This window comes from Ruegeria sp. YKSD163 (assembly GCF_059612905.1).
In genome coordinates this window covers 96,298-120,554 of sequence record NZ_JBXWRM010000003.1, presented here as the reverse complement: position 1 = coordinate 120,554, position 24,257 = coordinate 96,298, and the positions used below count along the sequence as shown (strand labels likewise).

General features: G+C 61.9%; 1 protein-coding gene. It reads left to right on the top strand.

The genetic code is table 11. The annotated features are described in order from the left end of the window. Positions 1-38 precede the first annotated feature (38 nt). Positions 39-24,083 carry a calcium-binding protein gene (locus AC2FNA_RS05865; protein WP_496825113.1) on the top strand — a complete coding sequence of 8,015 codons (24,045 nt, stop codon included), beginning with the start codon at positions 39-41 and terminating at the stop codon, positions 24,081-24,083. Positions 24,084-24,257: the final 174 nt, after the last annotated feature.

The following is a 24,257-nucleotide window of genomic DNA, read 5'->3' as shown; positions in this document are numbered from 1 at the left end:
GTCGGAAAGTTCATGTTGAGCAACTCGAGCCTAGACTGTTGCTGGCAGCTGATTTCGCGGTCTCGATGGCCGACGCGATGCAGGCCGATACGGCAGAGCTCAGACTTGAAGGATTCCAGTCAGAATCAGGCGCCGCCCTGAGGGCACTCAATTCCAGCGGAGCGCAGATCGCGCAGGCTTTTGGTGGTGTGGATGCGGTTCCGCTCACCTCTCAGATCCGGGTTATTTCGACGGAAAAAGACGACCGGATCGAGATAGACGCCCTTTCATTGTTCGAAATCTCGAAACAATCATCGAATTTACCGCTCTTTGAAGTCGAGGGCGGAGAAGGTGCCGACACTTTGCGAGTCGTCGGGGGCGATCTGGAGAACGGATTGCGCACCTATACCGACTGGCACATCGACGATGTCACCGAAGAGGGCGCTGCGGGTGTTGCGTCGGTCACGCTGCGCAACGGCAATGACGTAGAAGTTGCGACGTTCAATATCGCGTTCAACGGCATCGAGGTGCTATCGGGCACCCAGGGCGACGACACATTCTATCTCGCGGCCAGCGAGATGCGCAAAGGCATCACCATCGATGGCGGTGATGGCGACTTTGACAGCCTCGTTCTGGATGGCAGCTATTCCAGTGTGTCCTATCAGGCCGCGACGGCCAACGATGGTCAGATCCTGCTGGACGGCACGGCGCTGGTCTACCAGGGGCTGGAGCCGATCACACAGAATAATGCTGCGGACGATCTGGTGATCGACCTGACGGACTTTGACGATGATGCAGTGCTGAACGCCTTCAATGCGGGCACTATGTACATCGGCACAACCGGCGGTCTCATCCCGACATTCGAGAACATCACCTTCGTCAACCCGACCAATTCGCTGACCATCAACCTGAAATCCGGGTCAGATACACTGACAGTCGAGAGTCTTTCGGCCAACTGGGACGCATCGCTTTACATCTACGGCGAATACGAAGGGGCAGAGACCTTTCTGGGCGACAGCGGCGAAGATGACGTGACCTTCTCGGGCAGCATCGACCTTGGCAGTAGCGGGTCGATGCAGGTCATTGCCGAGACGATCACGGTGAACGACAACGTCTCGATCACCGGTGATACCTCCGAAGATGGCTTTATCGAATTCCGCAGCCGCCGTCTGGGCACGGCCGAGCTGGAAAACCTGTCGCCGATCTTTCCGGGTATCCCCAAATACGCTTCCGTCGATATCGGAGAGAACGCCAGCATCGAGGCGGGCGGCGTCTACCTGATCGCCCAGGCCGAGGAACGCGGCTATGCCGAACAGCTGGAAATCTCGCAAGAGTTGGACACTAATCTTGTCGGCCCGCTGCTTGATCAGGTCACTTCGGTCCTGCAATTGCCTTTCCAGATCCTGGTGAAAAAGACCGACGCACAGGTAACAGTTGCGGACGGCGCCAATATTACCGGCCATTCCGCGGTGGGTATTTATGCCAACTCGGTCACCAATGCCTCGGGTTCTGCGGGGTTCTCGATCGCCAGCCTCGGCTGGGCGGATTCAACCGCCAACGCCACTGTCGATATCGGCGACGCCAACATCTATTCCGACGGTTTCGTCGTCGTCACGTCCGACGCCTCTTCGACCGCCAACATGTCGGCTGAGACGAATACGAGCCTTGGCACGGTTCCGACGTCGTCCAGCAGTCAGGTCTCGCTGTCGCTGGCGGTGGCGCGGTCAACGCTGTCTTCTACGCTTACGGTAGCCGATGGGGCGAGGATCGAGGCGGGTCTGACGGCCAATCTGCTGGCCGGCGGAGAGGTCGATTCCCAGGCCTCGGCCTCATCGGGCCTGTTCTCTTCCGGTGCGGCCGGTGCGGCACTGTCGATCGAATTGTCGAATGCCGATGTTCACACAAACATCTATGGCACGGTTATCAGCCGCAACGAACCGGGCGCAGTGGTCAAGCTGGAGTTCGACCCGCTAGCGGCGCCGGGCCAACGCGGATATGTCGATCTGGTCAACGACAAGATTTTTGTCGGCCCGAACGCGCTGGCGACCGAGGATACGGTGGTCTATACCTCCAGCCGCGGGCAGAACATCGGCGGCCTGATTGATGGCGCCACCTATTACGTGCTCAAGGATTCGGCCGATCCCAACTATATCCAGCTTGCCAAGTTCGAGGACAGCGTCTTTCGTGGCGACGCCATCGACCTGGTCGAATTCAACGGCACGGCCAGCAGCCCGCTATATCCGGCGACCAACAACAAGTCGTTCACTGGCGCCGATGTTAATTCCGAGACGGGTGAGATCAGTCTGCCGAACGGCGCCTTTACCGGGACCGGGACGGATTTCACCACTGTCGACCAGACTTACCCGCTGGGACAGGCGGTGATTTACGAGGCGGCAGCGGGCTCGGAAATCGAGGGTCTTGTCAGCGGCAATACCTACTATGTCATCACCGGCACCAACCAGTTCAACCTGGACGGCGGGGCCCGCTCTTTCGTTGGGGCCGACGGCCAGACCATCCAGCTTGCCGAGACCGAGAATGAGGCTTACGCGGGCGTCGCGATCGAGCTTGGAAACGTGACTGGCGACGATTTCACGCTTCGGGCCGCGCATATTCTGGACCCGGGCTTTGCCACTGGCGTCGGTATCGGCGCCAACCTCGAGGTCGAGACCACGACAGAGGCCGGCGCAGGCCTCAGTTCGGCGTCCTCCAACGGATCGAATTCCCCCGATGGCTACAATCTCAGCGACTCGTTGCTGGGCAACATCTTTTCCAGCCTGATGGGGCGCATCTCGACCGAGTCTTCCTCCAACTCGGCCATGAACAGCGCCGGCGCCAGCCCGAACAGCTTGAGCGCGGCGGTCGCGCTGGCCTTTGCCTACAACGATCACGATGTGTCGGCCAATGTTCACCCGACGGCGCGGATAACCTCGGGTGAAGATCTGGAGGTCAAGGCCGAGATCGAGCACCTGAACAAAGGCTTTGCGTCATCGAGTACCGAGCCGCAGGAACAAAACTCGACAGGAGAGCAGAGCGCCCCGAACACCGTGAGCGCTGCGGTCATTCTGACGATCACCGACAACGACGCCCAGTCGACGATTCACAGCGGCGCCGAGATGAACGCGAAACGGGCCACCCGCGTGATTGCCGGTGTGACCTATCCTTTCGCCCAGACGCTCGATCAGTTCCTGCCGACCACGGCCGGAGAGGTGGTCGACCTGTTCAAGACCGAGGGCTACGGCGCCATCACGCAATATGTCGATGATACCTTCGGTCTGTCGAGCTTCCTGAACACCTGGTCGTCTTCGACCTCCAAGGGCGACAATGTTTCCGTTGCCGGTTCTATCAATTTCCAGGTCCAGGACACGACGGCAATCGCGACCGTGAAGGACGGCGCGCTGATCAATCAGGACGCCTCGTTCAACGCGGACGAAACCGATCCGTATTTCGGGCAGGAGGTCGTCTCGGTCGAGGCAACATCCTACATGCAGCAGATCGACATGGCCGGCATCTTTGGCTGGTCGCTCGGCTCGCTGGGCCTGAACGATCTCTACGTGTCCAGCGGTGGCGCTTCATTCGACGGCGGCACACCCTTCGACACAAACTCGCCCAGCGTTGCCGGCAACAGCGGCGGCAAGGGCGGCATCGGCGCCACGCTGTATGTCAAGCTTGTGGACAACACGACCCACGCCATCGTCGAGGACAACGCGCGGATCTTCACTGGCCGATCGGGTGGCTTCAACATGAAGGCCGAAGAGGCGCTGTTCAACCTGGGCTTCGCCCAGTCCGGCGCAGCCTCGGATTCGGGATTTGCGGTCGGCGGCACCATCGCGGTCATCAAGCAGGACAGCGACACGTTGGTGCAACTGGGTAATCGCGCCCATGTTTCAGGCGAGGACGCGCGCCTTTATGCGGGGTCACTGGACACCCATATCGGTATCACCGGCGGTCTTTTCTTGGGCGAATCCGTCGGCGTCGGCGTGTCGGTCGCGGTCAACGACGTGACCCGCAACACCCGCGCCGTGATCGGGCCCGAGGCCCCGGACGCCGAAGCCTCTTACACGGCGGGTAGTACCAATTACCTTGATCTCGACGGCCAGCTGTCGGTCCGGGCGATCAACGACGGCGCGATCTGGGGCTTCTCGATTGCGGGCGCCATCCAGTCCAATGAACAGCATCCCGACAGATCTGACGACCCGCTCGATGGTGTCTCACTGGGCATTTTGTTCGGCGACACCCCGGTGGAGAACCCGGTCACCACCGGGGTCGGGATTTCTGGCTCTGTCGCGCTAAACTTCGTCGACGACACCACGCGCGCCGCGATCACCGACGCCGGCACTGTGAACGCGGGCTCTTTGGAGGTCACGTCGAACAACGAAACGCAGGTGGTTTCGGTCTCTGGTTCTTTTGCCATCGCCGTTTCACGTGGGCAGACCGGCAATTCGGGCACCCAGACCGGTGTCGGCGTTGCTGGTGCGGTCAGCGTCAACACAGTGGAAGGCAATACAGAGGCGCTGGTGCTGGGCACCGATTTCTCGATCACTGAGGACCCGGACCCCAACGACAGCAGCATCGAGGCAACCGGCGCAGGCGGCATGATCGTCGACGCTTACCGCGTTGGCGACATCTTCTCGCTTGCCGGCAGCCTGGGCGGTGCGGTTACCACATCGCAAAGCAACAGCACGATCTCGGCTGGCGTCGCCATTTCGGTCGGCGTCAACCTGCTGTCTGGCAAGGTACGGTCCTATGTCTCGGATTCCGACGCTACCGTCTACAAGGGCTCGTCCGAGATTCTGGCCACCGCCGCGCCCGACATCATGTCGATTTCCGGCGCGCTGGCCTTCTCTTATTCCGGTGGCGTCAGCGGCAGCAGCACCGCTGCGGCAGTCGGCATCGCGATCAGCGTGAACGAAATCGGCACCGAGGACGACCCGTTCGAGGTCATTGCCCGAGTGCACGATTCCAAGATCGACGTCTCGGAAGGCGACATCACCGTGAAGGCCGACAACCTGTCCGAGATCGAGAATTACACCTATGGTGTAGCGCTGGCGATCTCGAATAGCTCTGGTGGCAGTTCCTATGCGTTCAGCGGCGTGGGGTCCGTATCCGTCAACAACCTGCATACGGTCGTCTATGCCGAAGTGACCGAGGACAATGACGAGACAGAGCTGACCGCGACCAAAGGGGCGGTGTCGGTCATTGCAAAGGAGAATGCCACGATCGACGCCGACGCGGGCGGTTTTGGTCTGGCACTGGCGCTGGCCGGCAGCGGCGGCGGTGGCTTTGCAGGTGGGTTGGGCCTGTCGATTGCGATCAACAACCTCAGCACGGACACGATGGCCATCGTGGACGGAGCAAGAATTACTGCGGGCACCGTGTCCAATACCGGTGACGACGACGTTGTCATTCAGGCCGACCTGACGACAGAGATCACCGCATTGACAATCGCCGGTGCGGGCACCGCCTCGCAGGGGGATGCCGCGATTGCCTTGGCCGGGACCGGGTCGGGCAACCGCATTCGGCTGCGCGCGCTGGCCGATGTCGACGGTGCCACGATCACCGGCGGCGACAAGGGCATCCGTATCGAGGGCGGTCTTGGTGAAAACTCGAAGATCAAGGCCGATGCAGGCGGTGTCGGGATCGCGCTGGGTCTGAGCTCGACGGCCTCGGTCTCGCTCGGCATCGCCGTGGCAGTCAACGACATCGAGGGACTCGAGGACGTCGCTACCCCAGACGTTGGAGCGACGGTCAACGGTTCCACATTGGAGACGGATGACGGTGCTCTCTCCATCGGCGCGATTTCGGGCGCCGATATCGATACGTTCGTTCTGGGTGTCTCGGTGTCCGCCGATATCGGTATCACCGACAGCAATGCCATCGGCTTTTCCGGAGCGGGCAGCATTGCCATCAGCCGGGTCGGTTACGATACCGAGGCATCCTTCACGGATTCCTCCTTTACCAGCAATGATGGTGGCAACGCGACGATCCTGGCCCAGGACGGCTCGACCATCGATACCTTCGCATTGGCCGGGTCTTTCACACTGGCCCTGGCCGGCGGCGGCACTGCGGTTGCGGCAAGTATCGCCGCTTCGGTTTCGGTCAACGAGATTGAGAACGGCATCCTGGCCAGTGTCTCAGGCTCGGACATTCTGACCAGCGGCGACGTGACGGTCAGTGCCAGCACGGTGCCGACCACTTCGCAGAACGCGCAGGACCAGCTCGCCGGGATTGCCGAGTTTGATTATGACGCGACCGAGGATGCGACGATCAACGCCATCGCCATCGGTGTGGCGGGCGCGGTCGCCATCAGCCCCGGCGACGCCTCGATCTCGGCGAGCCTTGCAGGCGGTTTCGCCTTCAATGACATCGACAACACGATCGTCGCCGAGATCACCGCAGACAGCACCGTTGCAGGGGTGAACGACGGCGACAAGGTCGGCAAAGTCGATGTTCTGGCCTATGATCAGGCCAATATCTTTGCCAGCGCCGACGGCGGCGCGATCAGCCTGTCCTTCGGCGATCCGGCGATCTCGATCGCTCTGGCCGCCTTCGTGTCGGTCAACGATATCGACAATGTGGTGACCGCGCGGATCTCGGATTCCACGGTTCAGGCGCGCGACACGATCAGCGTGCACGCCAGGAGCACGGCGTCCATCGAGTCGATTTCAGTGGGCGCTGCCGCCTCGATTTCAATCGGCCAACAAACCGCCATCGCAATCAGCGGCGCGGGCGGTTATGTCGCCAATACCATCGGCAACACGATCACGGCCGAGATCGTCGATTCCACCGACAGCACCGGCGTGCCGCGCGTCTCTGGCGGCGCCGTCGACGTCTATGCCGAGGATGTCTCGACCATGGATGGCATCGGGGTCGCCGCCTCTCTCGCGTTCAGCGTCGCGCTGAACCTGAAGGATGGCGTTTCCGTATCCGTCTCGGGCGCCGGGGCAGGGGTGTACAACACGCTCAACTCGACGCTGGACGCCAACATCACCAACTCGACTGTTGCTGCTACGGGCGCCGACGAGGATACCGAAATCACCGATAACCTTTCCGGGGATGTCCGGGTTCAGGCAGATTCCAACGTCACCTTCGATGACACCACGGTCGCCGTCTCGGTTTCGGGGGCGATCTCGCTTATCTCTATCACGGTGAGCGCCGCAGTGGTTATCGTGCAGAACCACGCGCTCGGGTCTGTCACCGCATCGATCGACGGCAGTACTGTCAATGCCACCGGGGATGTGACGGTCGACGCCTCGGATTCCACAACGCTCGATAGCGAGGCCGTGGGCGTGACCGTTTCGATCAGCCTCGCAGGCCTTGCCGGGGCAGGCGTCGCGATCGAGAACAAGATCGACCGCGATGTGACCGCCCAGATTGTACAGTCCAGCACCGTCACCGCCGCCGATGACGTCACGGTCGATGCAGATGCTGTGCAAAACGTGCTGAAATCCACGGGTACCGCCGCATCCATCGCTGTGGTTCCGATCTCCATTTCGGGTGCGGGCGTTTCCGCCGAGGCGCTGGTATACAGCGACGTTACCGCGTTGATCGACGGCTCCACCGTCACGGCGACCGCAGGCGATGTTGTCGTCGACGCGCAGATCGACTCGCTGGCTTATGCCACCGCGCAGGGTGGTGCATTTGGCGCGGTGTCGATTTCTGTCATGCTTGCTAGCGCAGAGGTCACCGGACTTGTGCGGGGCGGAATCACCGGGACATCCATTGTCACCGGCCGCAATGTTCGCGTGAATTCGACAAGCACCGCCACCGCGGACGGCAGTCTGATATCCGTGGGTGTCGGCCTGCTCACCGGCGCCGGGATCGGCGCCGCGCCAGATGCGGAAGAGGGCGCGAGTGGCAACGTGATGGTCAGCCGCAGCGTCGAGGCGCTGATCGGTCTCCCCGAGGGGAGCGCGCGCCAGACAGTCACCGCGAACGGCACCGAGGAAGGCTCGGGTGAAGTCGAGGTCGATGCCGATGCCACGCATTACGCCAACGTAGATGCAACGGCCGTAACCGTTGGCGGCGGCGCGATCAGCGCTTCTCTGTCTGGGGTCGACATTTCCGGCGATGTCCTGGCCATCGTGGACGAGGGAGCGATCATCAACGCCCGTGCCCTGATCGTCGATGCCGACAGCTATCTGGACGCCTATGCCGAGATCACCGGTGCCGCCGTCGGCCTGCTGGCCGGCGCTGGTTCGAATGCCGTGGCGACGATCACCGGCACCACCCGCGCCACCGTGGGGGCCGATCGCGACCGGGCGTCGTCAACTGTTCCCACCACGCTGACGATCGGGGCGGGCGGCACCACCGTGCAGGCCGTGTCTGAGGCCATCGCCGAGACCCTGTCGGATGGCGGTTCGGGCGGCGGCTTGTCGATCACAGCGCTGCTGGCCAGCACGACCATAAACACCGACGTCATTGCCAATGTTGGCCAAAGCACCCAGATCACCGGCGGCGCCTTGACCGTCACCGCCGACGCTTTCCGCGATGCCGACAGCGAAGTGCTTGCTGCGGGCGTCGCCGCGATCACGGGCAGTGGCGGTTCGGCCGACAGCGCCATCACAGGGGAAACCTCGGCCAGCTTCGGCCCGGGGGACGGCACGACGCCGGGAAACAACGCTGCCGCCACAACGATTGTCGACGGTGGCGATGTCACGATCACCGCGATCGAGAACAGCGACAGCTATGCCTACACCCATGGTGGCTCGGGTGGTGCCATTGCCATTGCCGCGCTTATTCCCACCGCCTATGTCACCACGACGATGGAAGCCTATGTCGGTGCGGGCTCGGATATCGAGGCCGACAACCTGACGGTCACTGCCAATGCAGAGCAAAGGAAGGCGTCCGTCGATCTTCTGGTCGTGGCCGTCAGCATCGCCGGCGGTGCTGGCAGCACCGGTACCGCTTATGTGGGGTCTGCTGACAACTCGGTATACTCGAATGCCGATGCCTGGATCGGCGACGGGGCGGTCATTGACCTGACCGGTGACCTGACGGTGAAAAGCATCACCTCGTTCGACTATGCCGCTGTCGATGGCGACGTGGGATCGGGCGGCGGGCTGGCCATTTCGGTCCTGTTGTCGGATTCCGACCTGAGCAGTGGCTCGTTCGCCTGGATAGGCGACAACGTCGAAGTGACCGGCCGCAATGTCACGGTCGAGGCCACCAGCCAGGCAGGCACGTTCTCTGATGTGCTCGTCGGTACCGGAGCCTTGCTTGCCGGGGGCGGCGCGCAAACCAACGCCCACACTTACACCCGCACGGCCGCCTACACAGGCGATGGCGCCTCGCTGGATTTGACCGGTGACCTTATCGTTACCGCGTCGAACATCGTTGGCGAAGCCAAGGGCAAGGCCAGCGCCTATGGCGGTGGCGTGATCCTCGTCGGGGCTTCTGTTTCGGATGCCTACGCGCGGAATGACGTCGAGGCTTTCCTGGGCGACAATGGCGTGGTCATCGCGGATGACGTCACCGTTGGAGCGGTGGTCGAGGATGGAAATGCGTCCCCTCCGTCGAACACTCTGACGATGGACGGCACCGAAGATACCATCAACTTTGAACGGCACGGGTTGCAGGAGGGTGACTCCATCGTCCTGACCGGGGCTGGAGCGGCGAACGGCACCTACACGGTGATGGAGATTGCCGGAAATTCGCCTGATCCGACCGACAATTTCCGTTTCGGTGCGGCGCTTACGGTCGATGCCTCTGAAAGCTTCCTCGCCACGGCAGCCGAGCTGCCGGTGATCGGTGTGTCGGCCACGATTTCCGGGATCGACACAGGTACCGACCAGATCACCTTCACTTCGCCCCACGGCCTTGCGACCGGGGATACCGTGCCCAGCGATGCGGCCACCGGCGGCACGGCTTATGTGCGTGCGATCAATGACTTCGTGATCGAGCTTTACGAGACCGAGGCGCAGGCCATCGACACTTCGTCGCAGAACGGCCTTCTCGATGTCGAGGCTCCGGTGGGCGTCGATGCCACCGCTGACCGTATCTATCTCGGGGCTTCGTCCGATCTCTATACCGGTCAGCTTGTCGGTTACGATCCGGGCGGCGCAGCTGCCGTGGCGCCCGCCGGGCAGCTGTATTATGTTCGTGTGGTCGATGCGAACCTGAACGCGATCGAGCTGTACACGAACCAGTCCGATGCCGAGAACGGCACAGGTACGCCGGTGAACCTGACCGCGTCGACCGGTACCCATCTGATTTACCAGGCGGCGCCCGAGGGCGCGGCGCAGGTGGATGCTCTCAGCGATACCATCCGGTTCGCCTATGCGCATAACTTCGAAGACGACATGGAGGTCGTCTATAAGCCCAGCGGCGCGCCGATCAGTGGGCTGATCGCAGACGCGACCTATCAGGTGCGCGTGGTGGACGAATTCACCATTCGCCTGGCCACCTCGGATTTCACCGCCAGCACCGACCGGCTGACTTTCTCGGGCGGAAACATCTCGTCCGGCGTCATCGATCCGGTCTCAATGCCCTTTGCGGCAAATGATCTGGTGACCTACTCGAACACCGGGTCGACAAAGAGCTTCGAGGCGTCGTTCATCGACCTCCAGGGCAGCGGCCAAACGCCTGACACGAATAGCGGCGGCGAGCTTCTCACCACGGACAACAACACGATCTACCTGGGCACCGATGCCAACCGCGACGGTGTGTACGAGGGGCACGGTTTTGCCAACGGTGACTTGGTCTTGTACGAGGTCGAGGATGGCGGAACGCCCGTCGGCGGGCTGACCTCGGGCCGTGGATACTATGTCATAGTTGTCGACGCCTATCGTATTCAACTGGCGGAAACCTATTATGAAGCGGTAGGTTACACCGACCCCAACGACTCCTCCAACAACATCGAGATTACTCCGGTTGAGCTGGCACGCTTGCCCAGCAACGAGGCGGTGCAGTCGCTGACCAAGGCTGCTGACCTGCCTATCATCGGGCTGGATGAGGGGACAACCTACACCGTGGCCAGCAATGGCGGCGCGTTGGCCGACGGCTTTGTCCTGCGCGACGGGTCGGGCAACACGATGTCCTTTGCGGGCACCGTGAACGTCATTCTGGCAAACGGCTCCGTGGTTGTTCAGGCCCTGTCCAACGCCAACCGGCTGGAACGGGTCGAGGTGAATCTGGGCGCGCCTGTCGAAGGCCGGCACGAGTTCCGTGTCAACCTGAATGCGCTTCCCGACGATCCGACGGATGCCACGGGCATGGGCCTGGAAACACCCGAGGGTCGCGACATCCGCGAAGCTGTTTTCGTCGCGTTCGACGGTCAGACCAAGGCCGAGGCGCGCGGTGGCGGCGGTGGTTTCGGCGCGTTCACCTTCCCCACTGCCGATTCCGGCGCGGATGTGATGGCGCAGGCCTACATCAACGCTGACCTCGTCCGTGCGGGCGGTGATGTGACCCTTTACTCGCTGACCGATACCAACCTCGACCTTGTGGTCAGCAACATCGCGGGTGGTCTTCTCAGCGTTCAGGATTCGGATGGCGATCAGATTGCCAGCAGCTATTCGACCACCGCAGTGGGCAAACTGACCAGCATCACAGGGGTCACAACGGGTGGGACTTCAGCCACGATCCTGAGCAGCGACAGCGCGATCACAGAACTGACCGAAGTACAGGCGCAAGATGTCACGATCGAGGCCGCAGGCAATTTCCGCCAGTACTCACAGCTTGATTTCAACCATACGGCCGAAGTCATCGCAGACGGCGGCGGGCTGATCGCCGGCGCTGGTGCCTATGTTGAAAATGATCTGACTGCCCGTTCGAATTCGGTCATTGGTGATGGTGCCGCAATCGATGCCGAAACCGTTGATGTCAGTGCCAACATGGGCATCCTCGCCAGCCCGACCTCCAGTTTGCTGTCTGGCGATCTGACCATCGACAGTTATGCCCGTGCCGAGGCCGGGGGCCTGTTCGGCGGCACACGTGCCGAGTCTGACAGTAACTTCGACTATGATTCCGCGGTGTTGATCGAAGGTAGCCTGGCTGTCGGCAAGGACCAATTGACCGATGGAACCCTGATTCAGGGGCGTCGTGGTGTAGATTTTGAAGTCAATCGGGCGAGCTATACCTACGCGAGTGACTATCGGGCGGTGTTCTGGGGGATTGGCGCTGGCACCGGGGATACCTATGGCTCGGCAAGCACGCGTCTGGTTGTCGATGGCGATGCCGGTGCGACCATCTTTGCTGCCCCGCGTTTGATTGGCGGAGTAAATGTCCATGCCAACGATGTCCCGCCAAGCGCTCTGAACACCTATCCCGGTTACGATGACCTTGCAGTCTACGTGAGCGTCAACGGTGACCTGATCGAATGGGATTCCGATATCGAAATCAGCGCAGGCCCGTCACCGGAACTGGTGGTTGATTCAAGCGGTGATGTTGTACGGGCCTACAACGTCAAACTGATGAACGACAGCGGCGTATTCATATTGCCCGAGGTCGGCTCGGATGCGTTCAACGACTTCAATGGTAGCGACCAGATCGAAGTCGATGACATCATCGCCGCGAACCTTGGGTCGGTTGTATTCAATGCGCCGATTGGCAGCATCAGCCAGGAGAACGGAAATTTCGATGGCAAACACTGGACCGAACTGCGCGTGTTGCGCGGGTTTGGCGAAGTGCGGCTGACCAACCTGTCCAATTACGATCTGGTGGTGAACCGGATCGACATGATCGCCGAGGCCGGTCAGGCCCGCGTGCTGCTGGTCGACCTGGATATTCTCGAAAGCGCCATGCAGTTCTCGATCAAGGAAAGCTACGGCAACGCCCTGATCGATATCCGCAATCTTGGGACAGGGAACATCGTTCTTGCCGGGAGCAACGTCAACGGTGCCTCGCTTGAGAACCCGTTGGGCGAGACCCGCATTCTGAACACCGGTGGTGACATTCTGACCGGGGGCGCGGTCATCCGCACCAACACGATGGGCGATGCCGACCTGGCGCGCAGCTACCGCGATACAGAGTTCATGTCCTATGCGGTGGCCGAACTAGAAGTCACCGCACAAACCGGGGCTTCGGGCGCGGTCGAGTTGGTGCGCACCGATGGCGGTGATTGGGCCGACATGGCGATCGCGGAACGTGGCCTGATCCGCGTCGGCGACGAGGTTCACCAGGTGGCCGATGTCGATGGCGATAAGCTGACACTGACCCGGGCCTCTTCAATTACGGCCGGAACCGCGACGCGCATCGTGTCGCTGTTCCACGGGATAGAAGCGACCAAGGGAGATATCGGCTCCGATAGTACGGCGATCAAGGTGGATCTGACCCGCGTCGCCAGCGAGAACGAAGCTTTGTATGCAGCGTCGGGCGACAACATCTGGATGGACCTTGGCCTGCGCATCCGTACCGGCGACACCACACAGACCACAGCCACCGTGGCGGTCGGCATCGTGGCGGCCGCGACCGAGGCGTCACTTGCCCTGCGGTCTGCCGTTCGCGAGGATGTGGATGGTCAGAGCCAGGGTGTCCTCGTCACTGGCGATCCCGGCCCACCCCTCTCCAACGATACCGGAGACAATGGCACCTACTATCAGTTCTTCTATGATGATCCGGATACCGTGAACCGTGATCTCGGACCCGGCGCGGGTTATTCCGCCACGCCGACCGAACTGACTGTCACCACTTGGGACTTCGAGCTGATCGAGGCGGGCAGCCGGGTCACGGTCGATGGAACCGATCCTGATGGTTCAACCGTACGTGCGCCGGGCGACAACACCGTCCGCATCGTCGCGAATACAAATATCCGGCAGGGTGACTCCGACGGAACTGGCGCGCATTACATCGACGCTGCCACCAATGGCGACATCTTCCTGACCGAGATCGACGCCGTCCTGAGCGACGACCTCGACGATCTGCGTGTCGGCCGGATCGACTCCTCCGCTGGTGACGTGACTCTTGAAGCACCGCGCGACATTCTCGATTCCGATCCAACCGACGGCACGCCCGATCCTTGGGACGTCGGCGGCGTCAACATCACCATGACCGCCCGTACCGGCGGTATCGGCACCGACGCGGATTTCCTGGAAACCAATCTGGTCGACAGCGTCCTGAGCGTATCGCAGACCGGTGTCCTGACTGCGGACGCCGAACGCACCATCCGGATCACCGAGACAGCGGGCAACATGCGCGTTAACACGGTGGATTCCGAGTTGGGCGACGTCACGCTGACGACCCGGGCAGGGTCGATTCTCGACTCCAACTCTGGCGCGGATGAAGACGACAACGTCACTGGTCGGAATGTTGACCTGCTGGCCGACGGCGGCTCCATCGGTCTGTCCTCGGACGATTTTGATATCGATTCCGGCATTCTGGGCGACTGGTCCGGTGTGGTGACTGCCGATGGCGACACTGGCGTCTACCTGACCGAGACAGCGAACGAGTTGAACCTGCTCTACGCCCTGTCCACGGGCGGCGCGGTGCGGCTGACCATCCCGGACACGCCTGCCACGCCGACCCTGCCGACCTCGCCTTACAGCCACGCCGAAGTGCCGCGCATCCTGCCGCGTGATGTGTCATCCCCGGCCGAGGACCTGTATCTGCTTGAAAACGGCACTCGTCTTGTGGTGCAGAACGCGGTGCAAAGCTTTGATTATGCTCTTGTCGATGCCTTCAACACCGTGGACCTTTGGGTCGGTGACAATCTCTCGATGGAGGCAAACAGCCAGGTGATTGCTGGCCAGACGGTAACGATGCAGCTCGACACCACCCGCACCGGCTCGTCGCGTTCGACCACCGACGCCGACAGCGGATATGGAAGCACTGCCGAGTTGACCGGAACCATTCAGACCCGCGGCGACCAGAACACTGATCAGTTCGTGCTTCAATCCGGCGACGACGTGGACATCATCACCGTCAACTCGCTGACGCTGATTACCCAAGGCTTTATCCGCACCGCAGGCGACGAGGACGAGATTGCCGTCAACGCGCTGATGACGATGGACACGTATCGCAACAACGGCAACCGCGACACGCTTGACCTTGACGGGGCCGAAGACACAGACGTCTACGTCATCAACACGACTGGCACCTACGGCGACGAGCGCGACTATGTGATCAACGTTCTCGATACCGGCGCACCCGACGATGGCGCCGATACGCTGGCGATCACTGGCTCGGACGGCGCCGACTTGTTCCTGCTGCGCGAGATCACCGCAATCGAGAACCGCGTCACCGACCGGCCTGGCTTCGTCGCGTTGCTGCACGCGGATCCGAATGGCACCGACACTTCGCTGGATAATGCCATCGACCAGGCTCAGACCTCCACCGAGCGGCCAGCTAGCGTACAGAGGGTCAACTACGACCGCGCGGTCAATGGTCGGCTGACCGTCTTTGGCCTTGGGGGCGACGACATGTTTGCCGTCGACGGCAACAGCACGATCACCACGCTGGATGCAGGGGCAGGGGCCGATCGCTTCCAGATTGGCCAGTTCCACGGTGTTCTGGATGCTGAAAACCCCGAAGGGGCAGCATTCCACCTGAACGCGGTGCCCGGCGACGAGCCGACAGAGGTCATCCGCACCACCCGCGGTTACATCACCGCGGGTCCGTCCCAGCCGCTGTTGGCCAAGGGGGGCGATGGTGGCGATACCTTCATCGTCTATTCCAACAAGGCGGAGATCCGGCTGGAGGGCGACGCGGGCAACGACATATTCGTGGTTCGCGCCTTTGCGCTGGCCGATGAGAATTTCGACCCGATCATTGACCGGTACTCGGTCGAAGGCCGCAACATCATCAACACCGGTACCGGTGAAGACCAGGTGACCTACAATCTCAACGCCCCGGTCTCGATCGACGGCGGCACGGGCTATGATAAGGTTATTGTCCTTGGGACCGAGTTCGGGGACGCTTTTGTCATCCGCGAAGATGGCATCTTTGGCGGCGGCCTGAACGTCAACTTCGAGAACATTGAAGTGCTTGAAGTCGATGGCCTGGAGGGCGACGACGACTTCTTCGTCCTCTCCACCCCCATCGGCGTTGCCGTGCGCATCATCGGCAACCTCGGCAGCGATGTGATCAATGTCGCTGGTGATGTGACCGAGCAGATCAGCAGCGCCGGACTGGAAGGGCAGAGCTCTGTCATCAACCACGATGTCCTCAGCGACGGCCGCTACGAAGGCCTGTCCATCGAAGGCGTCGAGATGACCGTGGCGGGTGACGGCAGCGGTCCTGTCAGCATTCGCGAGGTCGACGAGAACGGCGACGAAGACGGTTATTCCGTTGTTCGCGAAGGCGATTTCGGCGACCGTTATGAGATTTCGCTCAACGAGGCCATTGCAGTCGGCACCAGGGTCTATATCACCGTTTCGGCAGCGCGCTCGTCAGACGACGAGGATGCCTGGGACCCGACCGAGGCGCCTCGCATTCTGCTGGATCGCAACAACGATGGCCTGCCGGACGAGGGCGACTCGGTCCTGATCGGCGCCTCCGAGGGCGATTACTTCGACACGGTTTCGGTCAACGGGACCGACGAACAGGTTCCGACCCGCGATGTCGTTCTGGTATTCGACTCGACCAATTGGTCCGACGCGCAGACCGTCTGGATTGCCGCCTCGGATGACAGTCTGGAAGAGGGCGAGCGCAAGATCGTCATCAGCCATAGCGTTCAGGCGATCAATGAAAACGGCGCCGATCAAGACGCCGTCGATCTGTACGACGGCCTTGCCGTGCGCAACGTCGAGGTCACGATTCTGGACAACGATCAGGCCGACGTGATCCTCACGCACGAGGGCACTGACACGCGTGTTCTGGAAGGCCCCGATGGCTTTACCGACCGGGTTGGCATCTCGCTTACCCGGGCGCCTGACCCGGGCGAGACCGTCACCGTCTCGCTGGCCGAACTGTTCGCGCCGGGAACCGAGGCGCAACTGGCCTTCGACATGCCTACGATCACATTCGACGCCTCGGATTGGGATACCGTCAAGTATGTCACACTGACCGCCATAGACGATGACATCCCCGAAGACCCGCGTGGTCTGCAGATCCAGGCGACGGTCACCTCGACCGGCGGCGCCTTTGATGATGCTGCCAACCAGGTTCTGGGCGTCAAGGTTCTGGATAACGACACCCCCGGTGTGGTCATCACCGAAAGCGCCGGTGACACTCTGGTCACGCCCCTTTCCGACGACGATTACACCATCCGGCTGACCTCGGCGCCCAACGCAGGCGAGGTGGTGACGATCCCGCTTCTGACGGACGGGCAAGCGTCCATCGTCAGCGCCATCGACACGTCCGACAACAGCGACCGTCTGATCGAGAATGTCGATGTAGGCACATTCGAGGTTGCCGAGTTCTTCGATGGCCCTGTCAGCTTCTCGGGGGACACGATAACGCGCACCGACCTGGGCTCTTTCCTGGATGCCAACCTATATGTCGGCGCCCGCATTGCGATTTCCGGCAGCACGGCGAACGATACCGGTACCGAGGAATATTACGAGGTCACCGCTGTCACCGACACCACGATCACCCTTGCCGGCGCCAATTTCACCGGTGGGGTCGATGCGACCGTCTCGCTGGGCGAAGTGTCTATCGCGATGCTGTTCAACGGGCAGGTGATCTTCGGAAACGAGACCATCACAGAAAACGGCGTCACCGTCGATGGTGACACCATCACGCGTACCGACGGCGGCAGCTGGTACGCCGACGGCTTCCTTCCGGGGCACGAGATCCGCATCGGCAGCGGGCCGAATGCGGGACTGTACCAGATCGCGCTGCTGGAAATCGACAATCAGGATCGCGAGTTCTTGCGCCTGACACCGTCTGCCGATCTTACCGCGGGCACCGGCGATATCCGCGTCGTCCGCGTTGCCGATGCAATTCAGTTCGACGACAGCAACTGGGCAACCGAGGTCCGGATCACGGTCGAGGCCAACGATGATTATACCCTGCCGGTCTACCTGCAGAACAAGATGTCGTTCTCTTCCGTGCACCGCCTGACCAACATCCAGGGTCCGTTGTCGGTAGAGGGCGGAGTGACTGGTGCCGACCGCACTTTGATCCCGGCAATCATCCTGCCGGGCGAGACACCGGGCGAGGCCGTCGGCATAGGCCCGCAGCCCGACGAGTTTGCGCAAATCGACGTCCTTAACATTTTTGACGACGCCTCGCAGGAGGATAAGTCCGGCGTGTTGACGCCCACTGGGCTGACCGGCTTCGGCATGGCCACGGAACTCAGCTTCGAGGAAACAGATTTCGGTGAGCCCACCACGGTGCCCGGAGGCATCTCTTGGGGCACCCAGGTGCTCGACGTGAACGGCAACTTTACCACAGATTCTCTCCTGTCGAGCATCGAGGTGCTGAACATCATGATGGGCAAGGGCGACGACGCCCTGCGGATTGACGGCACGCTCCAACCGACCACAGCCGGGCAGGGCGGAGAGACCGCGATCCATGGCGGCCTGACGATGATCCACGGCGGCGGCAACCGGACCGAGGACGGCGGCGACCTGATCATGGTCGACGGTGGCGGCGGATCGGAATCGCTCTTGGTGATCTACGGTGACACCTCGCAGGACGGCCTGTTCTATTCCGGTTCTGGCAGCGACAGCGAGGGCCACAACTTCGGCGAACGACCCTTCCCGCCGTTTACCACCGAGGCGCTGGCCGACCTCCGGTCCAGCTTCTTGATGCCACTGGCTGATCCTTTCCTGATCGCGGGCAAGGATCAGATCCTCGTCTTTGCAGAACTGGCCGGCGAGATGACTTTCGACGCCACTGCCCTGACCATCCAGGCGACCTCGAGCTGGCTGGATGCGGGCTTCCGCCAAGGGCGCGCGGTCGAGGTCGAACTGGCCAATGGCTTGACTGCCAGCTACCGCATCGCCGAGATCTCGACAGACGGCCTGACCCTGACGTTGGAAGATGGCGCGGTTCTGCCAGACGGCCTACGTCAGGCGCGGGTCACCGCAGGCGGCGGCGCGGGCAAGGTGACCGCCTATGGCGGCGGCAACGATGACCTGATCATGGGCAGCCGCGAAGGCGACCATCTGGCCGGCGGCGGCGGCAACGACGCAATCTTCGGCCAGCAGGGACTGGACCAGATTTGGGGCGACAGCGGCTTTAACGTCGACATGTTCGGCGATTTGACGGTCTATAACGACGACACGCTGACCATCGCTGAAAAGCGCGAGCTGGCCGGGCCGGTCCTGACCATCCCGGTTGCGGGCGCGCTGATCTCCGAGGCGGGCGATGCCATGATCGTGGGGGACGATTCCGTCTTTGGCGGCATCGGCGACGACGTCGTCTTTGGTGACCACGGCCGCATCGACGTGACCGAACCGCCGCTACGGATTCGGACCACGGCCTATGAGTACATTGTAGAGATCGCGAGTTCAGAGATCGACAACGGCGGTGACGACCTGATCTTTGGCGATGCCGGGCGCGATATCCTGATCGGTGGCGCGAACCGGGTCGTGCAGGGTGTGCCGAACGGCGACCGGATCGACGGTGGCACCGACCAGGACCTGATCTTTGGCGACAATGTCACGCTGGTACAGCGCGCGGAGGGACCGCACCAGGATCAGGATGCACGTATCGTGCGCCTGACCGGATCCACCATCTACAACCGCGATGGCTCGGCAAATGTGGACAACGTAACGCTGTTCGTCGACCCGCGCCACTCGGGCTCACCTTGGACCGCCTTCGAGATTACCGAGCTCTATCACGACGTTGCCTATCAGGCGCGCAATGATGGTCAGTTCGGCAATGACGACATCGCGGGTGGTGCCTCGCACGACAAGATCTTTGCGCAACTCGGGGATGATTCCGTCCAGGGCGACGGTGCGATCCTCGACCTCCCGGTGTCGGCCACACGCGACACGGACGGCATGCTTGTGCACGTGCCCTCGTTCGAGGCCGAAACCGATGGCGACGACTATGTCGAAGGTGGCGGCGGCAACGACCTGATCTTTGGCAACCTGGGTCAGGACGATCTGATCGGTGGTAGTTCTTCGTTGTATACGCTCGTAACACCCGAGCAGCGCCCGGATGGCTCTGACATTATCTTTGGCGGGGCCGGGACGCAGATTGCCATCAATATCCTTGGTACTGATGCGGACAGTACGCTGGGCGCGCGATCGGAACATGGTCGTGACGCAGATGTGATCGTCGGCGACAATGGCAACATCTTCGACCTTCTCGATGCTCCCAACGTCTGGCTGGCCTACAACTACGACAGGACCCCGGACATCGGCAACAACACGGCCGATCCCTCGCAAGCGCACCTGCGCGGCGACATCCGCCTGATCCCGCGTGCCGTGGTTCAGCTGGACTACACGCCAGGCACGGATGTCGGCAGCCTCGGCGCCAGCGACCTTGTCTATGGCGAGGATGGCGATGACATAATCTACCTGATGACGGGTAACGACGTGGGCTATGGCAACGGCCACGACGACCAGATCATCGGCGGCACCGGTGACGACCGTATCTTTGGCGGGACAGGCGAAGACGGTCTGCTTGGCGACGATGGCGTGATCCGGGTCAGCCGCAATGGTCTGGCCGAGCCTCTGAACGGCATCGGGGCAGAGTCGCAGCAGACCCTTTCGATCCCCGGGCCCTGGATCGGCGCAGAGGTGGATCTGGAAGGTTACCTGAAGATCACCGTCGACGCGATCCTGCCCAAAGAGGGTGGCAATGACATCATCTACGGTGGTCTGGGTGACGATTTCATCCATGCCGGAGCCGGGGATGATGCAGCTTCGGGCGCCGAGGCGCTGCCGATCTTCCACAACGACACCCGGCCCATCGCCAATACGCCGATGTTGTACGAACCAGATAGCGGGATCCTGTCAGAGTTCTATGATCGTACGACCGGCAGCTATCAGACCTTCTATGACCCGTACGATCCGCGCCCGATCATCGAGAATTACTTCCTGAACTTCCGGACCTTCGATGACGACGGCAACCTGATCGAGGACGGCAAGGACGCGATCTTTGGCGGCGACGGCAACGACGTTGTGTTTGGCGGCACGGGACATGACCGGATGTTTGGCGGGTGGGGAGATGATTATCTCCAGCTCGACGATAACTTGGGTACAAACGACGGCCGGAACGACACTTCGGACAGTGCGGTTACCCCGCAAACCACCGGTGGCGCGGCGGACTTTGCCTTTGGCGGCGGCGGTCGCGATGTCCTGATCGCCAACACCGGCACCGACCGGATGTTCGACTGGACCGGCGAATACAACAGTTTCATCGTTCCGTTCTCGCGTTTCGGCGCGCCCACGGTGAACCGGTTGCCATCGCCGCACGCCGTCGAGTTCCTTTTGGATCTGGCCGAGGCCACGGGTGCCGCGACCAGCCGGGCCGAGGCCTATGACGTGATTGCCATGGTCACGCCGCAGGACCCCGAATGGGGTGACCAGCACGGTGCGCCGCGTGATCCGCAGCCCGGAAACGGCCGGGGCGCTTTTGACAGCGCCGGCGGACCCGAGAACGACACCGTTCGCGCGCCACTGCAAACGGCCGCCGGTTCCACCCCCTCCGGGCCGGCCGAGCCCGGCACTATCGAGGTGGGTATCCAGATCGAAAAGGCGATCAACGCCGTAGATCCGTGGTTCCCCACCGATGCCGAGGATGCGGACACTGCGGCCGAAGCCGTCGAGCTCGCGATCGGGACCGATGTGATCTGGACCTATCTCGTGTCGAACACCGGGGACGAGTCGCTTCATCGGCTGTCGGTCAGCGATACAGATGCGGATGGCGACCGGTTCACTCCGACCTACGTCTCGGGCGATTCCAACGGTAACCGGCGTCTCGATCCGGGCGAGGTTTGGCTGTACACTTCCGAAGGCGTTGGGGATCACACCGTCGTGGCGGGGGCCTATTCAAATGTTGCCACCGTAACGGCGCGCGGATCGCGGGGTGCGGCTCCGACGGCTTCGGACGCCAACCATCACGTGGGCATCTTTGTGACCGACCCACCGCCGTCCGTGACGATCGAAAAGGCGATCAATGCCTTGGATCCCCTCAATCCCACGGCTGCCGAAGATGCCGATGCCGGTCCGGGTCCGGTGCTGGAGACGGGGTCTGCCGTATTGTGGACCTACCTGATCACCAATGACGGCACCGTTTCGGTCTCGCTGGACAGCATCGTGGATGACGCCGGTACGCCGGACAACAGGTCGGATGACCGCGCGCCGGTCTATGTCTCCGGCGACGACGGCAACGGCATTCTGGACCCGGGAGAGACCTGGCTGGCGTCTTTGGACGGCGTCGCCGCCGACGGTGATTATGTCAACGAGGTCAGGGTGACGGTCAGCGACGCCTACGGCCGCAAAGCGACAGATACAGACGTGAACCATCACACGGGCACCATGATTCCTGGCGGCTCGGCAGTCACGCTTGTCAAGGCGGTCAACGCGGTCAATCCGTGGAACCCGACGGTTGCCGAAGACGCCAACACTTTGAGCGGCCCGGACCTTAACTCGGGCGACGCGGTCGTCTGGACTTACCTTGTCGGCAATGCGGGCGGTGGCGCGCTTGCCGTCGGAAGTCTGATCGACGATGCGGGCACGCCTGGCGACAGTTCCGACGATTTCGCGCCGAACTATGTTGCGGGTGACGCCAACAACAACGGGTTGCTCGACTTTGGCGAGACATGGCTCTATCGCGCTGTCGGCATCGTGACACCGGGCGACTATGTCAATGTGGCGACCGTCACCGCGACCGATGCCGAAGGCAGGCAGGTCACCGACAGTGATCTTGCCCGCTATCAAGGCTCTACGCCGCCGGACACCGCGGAAATCACCCTGGAAAAAGCGGTGAATGCTGTCGATCCGCTGAACCCGACCGAGGCAGAGGATGCCGACACGATCCCAGTCAAGGTCCGCGCCGGTCAGGACGTCACCTGGACCTATCTTCTGTCCAACACGGGTGAAGAGACCTTGGCCGTCATTAACCTGATCGACGATGCGGGCACGCCGGGTGATGGTTCCGACGACTTCTTGCCGTCCTACGTGTCAGGCGATGATGGCAACGGTCTGCTCGATCCCGGCGAGACCTGGCTCTACGTTGCGGTCGGCGTTGCGCCGGAAGGCGACTACGAGAACATCGCTATCGCCGTTGCGGCAACTGATCAGAACGAGCAGGTGTCGGCGACCGACAACGCGCGTCTCACCGGCGTTGAGGACCGGGTGAAGCTGGTCAAAGCGGTCAATGCAGTCAATGTCTATGCCCCGACGGAACTCGAGGACGCAAACGATGCGCCCGGACCGTTGTTCGTCGAAGGTACGCCGCTGATCTGGACCTACCTTGTCACCAACGAAGGGGCCGGCGAGATTGTTCTCGACAAACTCACCGGTGTGATCGACGACGCGGGTACACCGGACGATACCAGCGACGACTTTGCCGCCATATATGTTGATGGGGATACCGACAATGACGGGATGCTGGATGTCGGCGAGACATGGCTGTTCACCTCGGACGGTGCTGTCAATGCATCGGCCTCGATCGGTGCATACGGAAATGCTGCCGCTGTTTTCGCGGGCGAGGATCGGTCAATCACCGACACCGACCTGGCCCATCATCATGGCGTGCAGCAGGGGCAGGCCGCTGGTTTGACACCAGGTTTCTGGAAGAACAACGCCACCCAGAACGGCGCTTCTGCGTGGCCCGCTACCTCGGATGGCATGCTGATCTACGATCCGCAGCAGACACTGGGTACGGTGTTCGACATTCCAGTCAGCTATGCTCACCTGGCAGATGTGACGCTGGTCGATGCGCTTGACCTGAACGGAGGGGGCGAGAACGCCCTGATGCGCCACGCCGTCGCTGCATTGCTGAACGCCACCAGTGCCCAGGTCGGCTATCCGGCCTCTGCACCGCAGGTCATCGCCTGGACAAACGAGGCTCTCTTGAGCGGGAGCATGACCACGCTGAACAGCCAGAAGAACGTATTCGTCGGCTGGAACGAGTTGGGAGGCGATCTGGATCAGCATGGCCGCAGCCAGAGCTACCTGGATATTGTCGCACAGTCCGGAATCTACGTTCCGTGGCTGCTCGACGACCGCTCCACGCCGGATGTGACCGACTATCTGGTCTATGACGATGAAACCGGTGCGTTCGTCGCGCCCCCATCAGGTGGGGCGCAGCACTTCGCGCTCTGAGTGCGATTGCAGGATTTGCCACCCGCCTTGCGAATGGCCCTCCGCTAGCTGCGGGGGGCCTTTCGCACCGCGGAGCCCTATGGGGCACTACCTCTCATCCGTATCGGCTTGCGCCTTCCCGATGTCTTTTTGCAGGTCTCCTGCTAACGGCCCAGGTAGCCATAACAAAGGACT